This window comes from Pseudomonas sp. PS01303, from assembly GCF_029959385.1.
Taxonomy (GTDB): Bacteria; Pseudomonadota; Gammaproteobacteria; order Pseudomonadales; family Pseudomonadaceae; genus Aquipseudomonas; species Aquipseudomonas rustica.
Map to the genome: position 1 here is coordinate 1 of NZ_JASCPK010000260.1, position 4066 is coordinate 4066.

General features: G+C 58.2%; 3 protein-coding genes. 1 reads left to right on the top strand and 2 read right to left on the bottom strand.

Annotated features, from left to right (window positions below):
• Window positions 1-158: 158 nt before the first annotated feature.
• Complete coding sequence (locus QMX93_RS30055; RefSeq protein ID WP_053119215.1) at window positions 159-1085, bottom strand: alpha/beta fold hydrolase; 927 nt, start codon at window positions 1083-1085, stop codon at window positions 159-161.
• 21 nt (window positions 1086-1106) lie between these two features.
• The gene (locus QMX93_RS30060; RefSeq protein WP_282359211.1) at window positions 1107-2561 is read right to left on the bottom strand and encodes an NAD(P)/FAD-dependent oxidoreductase; all 1455 of its coding nucleotides are present in this window, start codon (window positions 2559-2561) and stop codon (window positions 1107-1109) included.
• A 294-nt stretch (window positions 2562-2855) separates the two neighbouring features.
• On the opposite strand from QMX93_RS30060, the gene QMX93_RS30065 reads away from it, so the two are divergent.
• Complete coding sequence (locus QMX93_RS30065) at window positions 2856-3929, top strand: diguanylate cyclase (protein WP_282359213.1); 1074 nt, start codon at window positions 2856-2858, stop codon at window positions 3927-3929.
• The last annotated feature ends 137 nt before the right edge of the window (window positions 3930-4066 follow it).

Consider the following 4066-nt stretch of genomic DNA (forward strand, 5'->3'; position numbering starts at 1 on the left):
TTGGCCCTGGGATTTATCCCCGATGGGCTGCGCAGCAGCCCCAGTTCTGTCATCCAGTTTTTTCAGGCAAACCGCATTCAATGGATTGGGGCCGCTGCGCAGTCCATCGGGGATAAATCCCCTCACCACAAAAGTAGTCAGTGTTGCTGAGAGTGGGGTCATCGTTGATTACCCAAAAACTCCCGATACAACCGCGCGGTATTCGACGGCTGTTCGACCATCGGCATGTGCCCGACGTTATCCCACACGTCCACGCGCAAATTGGCGATGCCCTTGCTCCAGACCGGCACGCTGCTGACGTCGATCAGCCGGTCCTTGCGCCCCCAGAGCAATAGCGCCGGGCATTTGATGTCAGCGAGTTTCGGTTCCATCGGCGGGCTGGCGCGGAAGTCGCGGAAGATTTCTTCGAGGTCATCGCGATTTTGTTCGTAGCGCTGAGCGATGGCGTCGAGCACCAGTTTCGGCACCCACGGCGGCGATTCCATGGTCATCGCGTAGAAGTTTTTGAACTCTTCGCGGGAATTGATCAGAAACGGGTTATGCCCGCGCGCCAAGTGCCGCTCCATGTCGCTGGCCTGCGGTGCCGTGACGCCGGCCGGGTCAATCAACGCCACCGAGGCGATGCGATCCGGGTACGTCGCCGCCAGCCACGCCGCAATGTAGCCGCCCATCGAGTTGCCGATCACATGGACTTTCTCCACGCCGCAGACGTCGAGCAACTGAATCATGCGTTTGGCTTGCAGCGGAATGTCATAACCGCCGCCAGCCTTGAAGCCAGTTTCGCCATGGCCGGCCAAGTCCGGAATGATCACTCGATACTGCCGGACAAAATGCCGGGCGAAGCGCAGCCACAAATTCTTGTCGGCGCTGTAGCCGTGCAACATCAGAATCGCGCTGGACGCTTCATAAGGCCCGCCCTGCCAGGTCGACACCGTCATCTCGGCGATCGGCACTTCGATTTTGTGCAACTTGTACAACTTGGCCTCGATGGCCATGTTCAGGTCGTACAACCAATGGCCGACCGCCGGGTAACTCAACCAGCTCCAGGCCACGAATACTGCGAGGGCGACAAACAGCAAAAGCATCGACGTCTTCCTTTTACGTGTTCAGGACAGAATGTGGTCGGCCGGTTTCAGCGCCCGGGTCAACCGGTAATAACTGAAACTGAAGCCGGGAAACATCGCGATCACATGACCGCTCTTGCTTTGATACCAACTGTGGCAACCGCCGGACTTCCAGACCGTGCGCTCCATCTCCCGATGGATCATCTCAGTGTAGGTACGTTCCGCTTCGGGGCGCACTTCGATGCTGCGCAAACCTTTGGTTTTGAGCGTTCTTATGCAGTCGATGATGTAGTTCATCTGCGATTCGATGATGAACAGCGCCGATGTATGGCCAATGCCGGTGTTCGGCCCAGTGACGATAAACAGGTTGGGAAAGTCCGGCAGGCTGGTGCCGAGGTACGCGCGGGGATATTCAGCCCAGACATCTCTGAGTTGCACAGCGTTTTTGCCGCTGACGGGGTAGGAAATAACACCGTCGGTGGCGTCGTAACCGGTCGACCAGACGATCAGATCCACATCGATGTGTTGGCCATCAACCGTGTTGATTCCGCTTTCATCGATTGAGGCGATGCCTTGTTCTCGGCTGTGCAGCGTCACGTTGGGGCGGGTTAGCGCCGGGTAATAGGTGCTGGAGACCAACACCCGTTTGCAACCGATGGTGAAGTCGGGCGTGAGTTTTTCGCGCAGCACCGGGTCAGGCACCTGGCGTTTGAGAAACTTCAACGCTTGCTTTTGCACCAGATGAATCGCCGGTTTCGAGTATTTGAAAGCGATGACCCGGGTTTCGAATTGCCAGTAAATCAGCCATCTCAGCAGCTTGTAGGCGGGTTTGATGCCGAGCAGCCAACGTTGAAGCGGCCCGAAAACGCGATCTGCGCGGGGTAATACCCAGTGCGGTGTGCGCTGCAAAACGTGTAGTTGCTCGACCTCCGGAGCAATCGCCGGAATCACTTGCGCCGCGCTCGCACCGCTGCCAATGATGGCGACGCGTTTACCGCGATAGTCGTAGTCGTGATCCCAATTGTTTGTATGAAATGTCTTGCCCTGAAAGCGATCCTGCCCCGCAAAGTGTGGGATCACCGGTTGGCTCAGCGGGCCGCTGGCATTGATCAGGAACTGCGCGCAATAAATGCCTTTGGCGCTGGTGTAAACCGTCCAGCGTTTTTCCAGCTCATCCCATTCGACGCGCTCGACATTCGCCTGCAGTTCCACGCGCTCGCGGAGGTTGAATTGGTCGATCACGTGTTCGGTGTAACGCTGTAATTCCGCTTGCCCGGCAAACATCTGCGACCAGCGATACGGCGCAAACGACAGGGAATACAGCGGCGACGGCACATCCACCGCTGCGCCGGGGTAGGTGTTCTGGCACCAGGTGCCGCCGAAAAAATCGCGTCGCTCCAGCATGCGAAAATCGTCGATCCCGGCCTTGAGCAAATTGACCGCCGCGCACTGGCCGCCAAAACCGCTGCCGATGATCAACACTTGATAACTGCGCATGGGCCTCCTTCTTATAGTTGTTTTTCCGTTTTGCTCCTTTCATTTATAGCCAAATATTCGGCCGCGCGCGGTGACAGTTTTTATCGTGTGGGAGCGGTCTTGCTCGCGAAGGTGGCGAGTCAGATACATGGATGTCGGCTGGCCTAACGCTTTCGCGAGCAAGCCCGCTCCCACAAGGGAATGTGCGTGCAGAGTGGCCGCTGGCCGGTGATGGCTATTTAACGTTGCCCTGATAGACTCCCAGCACGTCTATTCAATGCTGTGCGCAGGTTCCGTCGAGTCATCGAGGCCCTTATGGGAAACACCGGGGGAAAAGGACTTTCATTGGCCAGGAGGCTTTATACATCGCGCACCATTGGGCTGGCGCTGGGGCTCGTTTGCGTCAGTGTGGCGATGTATCCGCTCGATCCGCCGGCCTGGGTGTGGGCGGTGATGTTGATCAACGGGGCCATCTGGCCGCATCTGGCGTTTCAATGGGCGCGACGCTCACCCACGCCGTATCACGCCGAACACCGTAATTTATTGATCGACGCCTTTTTCGGCGGCTTTTGGGTCGCGGCGATGCATTTCAATCCGCTGCCCAGCGCCACCACCGTTTCGATGATGGCCATGAACAACGTCGCCATCGGCGGGGTGCGTTTTCTGCTGGCGGGCCTGGCGGCGCAGATTCTCGGGGTTGGCGTTGGTCTTGTGGTGTTTGCCCCGGCATTTGTTGCGGTCACTTCTCCCACACAACTTTACGCCTGCTTGCCGCTGCTGATGCTGTATCCGCTGGCGTTGGGCTGGATCTGTTTCCGTCAGGCCTACACGCTGGGGCAGCACAAACGCGAACTGCTGGCCCTGAGCCGCACCGACAGTCTTACCGGGCTGCTCAATCACGGCGCCTGGAAGGATCAACTGGACAGCATGTTTCAACGTTGCAAGCGGCAAACTCAGGGCGCGGCGATTGCCTTGATCGATATCGATCATTTCAAGTCGATCAACGACACCTACGGCCATGTGGCGGGGGATATTGTGTTGCGGCAGTTGAGCAAAATGCTCAAACAGAACCTGCGCTCCACTGATGTCGCCGGGCGTTATGGCGGTGATGAGTTCTGTGTGATTCTTCCGGATTTGCCGCTGTTCAATGCCGCGCAGGCGATGGAGGCGTTGCGCGAGCGGTTCGCCACGATGGTTTATGAGCAGAATCCGGCGCTGAAGGTCAGTTTGAGTATCGGCCTGGCGGCGTACGACCCCGCGCATGCCGACGCGACCCGTTGGCTCAATGATGCCGATCAGGCGCTGTATGAGGCGAAGGCGGGCGGGCGCAATCGGGTGATCTGCAATTGCGATAGCAAACCGCGACACGAGTTGCTTGATTCGGTCTGATAGCTGCAGCGCATTACCCTTGTGGGAGCGGGCTTGCTCGCGAATGCGGTGGGTCAGACGCTCAAAATGTGCCTGACACGCCGCCTTCGCGAGCAAGCCCGCTCCCACAGTTGACCGCGGTCCAAAGTGGGAGCGAG

Coding starts and splice junctions, on each gene's coding strand:
- QMX93_RS30055 (WP_053119215.1), bottom strand. CDS start 1,085: ATGCTTTTGCTGTTTGTCGCCCTCGCAGTATTCGTGGCCTGGAGCTGG.
- QMX93_RS30060 (WP_282359211.1), bottom strand. CDS start 2,561: ATGCGCAGTTATCAAGTGTTGATCATCGGCAGCGGTTTTGGCGGCCAG.
- QMX93_RS30065 (WP_282359213.1), top strand. CDS start 2,856: ATGGGAAACACCGGGGGAAAAGGACTTTCATTGGCCAGGAGGCTTTAT.